Genomic DNA, 833 nt, shown 5'->3' on the forward strand with positions numbered 1-833 from the left:
GGCCGGAGCGGTTCTCCATCAAAGCATGGCCAACGAAGCAGAGCATTGCCCCTGTTCCCGGCGACTTTTTGTAAAGGCGCGCGTCGGGGTCGGTGGTGGACACATGCGTGGCATTCGAGCGTCTCTGCCCTCGGAAGTTCACTTCAGCATTGCGGTTCTGACGGGGCATCGGGGTGGTCTCAGGCGTGGACGGTTTGAGAGGAGGCTCGGTCTGGATCTTCGGGCCATTCTGTCCGCCGGGATCATCGTCCGATGGTCCATCGCCCGCCTTCGGCCGGAAGCTCTTCATCGAGGCCCAAGCCTTTACCAGGGTGCCGTCCACCGAGAAGTGGACGTCCGAGAGCAGAGACGCGACTTCACGGTGCGCCAGGATGGCGGCCATCACTTCCCGCGACATCTCCGTGCTCAGCAGCCGGTCACGGTTCTTGCTGAACACTGTCGGAACCCAGACCGGATCATCAACCCCAAGCCCGACAAACCAGCGGAACAGCAGATTATATTCCATCTGCTCTATGAGTTGCCGCTCCGAGCGGATCGAAAAGAGGATCTGAAGAAGGCTTGCCCGGATCAGTCGCTCCGGTGCGATCGAAGGCCGGCCGAAGTCGGTATAAAGCGTTGCAAACACCTCATCCAGGCTGGCCAGTGCGGCATTCACCACCTGCCGGATCTTGCGCAGAGGATGGCGCGCAGGGATCCGCGCTTCAAGATCGATATAGCTGAACAGCGACCCGCTCGTCTCGTCAATTCCCCGCATGATCACCCCGGCATGTTATCTGCAAAGGGTGAACCACGTTCCGCAATCCGCGTCCAGGCCCGACTATTTCAGCACCCTG

1 protein-coding gene is annotated in these 833 nt (G+C 60.4%); it reads right to left on the reverse strand.

Annotated features, from left to right (window positions below):
* A partial coding sequence (locus EG244_RS19065; RefSeq protein WP_124966756.1) for an IS5 family transposase occupies positions 1 to 754 on the reverse strand: 754 nt, incomplete at its 3' end.
* Positions 755 to 833: the final 79 nt, after the last annotated feature.

Source organism: Falsigemmobacter faecalis, from assembly GCF_003863335.1.
In the GTDB taxonomy this organism is placed as follows: domain Bacteria; phylum Pseudomonadota; class Alphaproteobacteria; order Rhodobacterales; family Rhodobacteraceae; genus Wagnerdoeblera; species Wagnerdoeblera faecalis.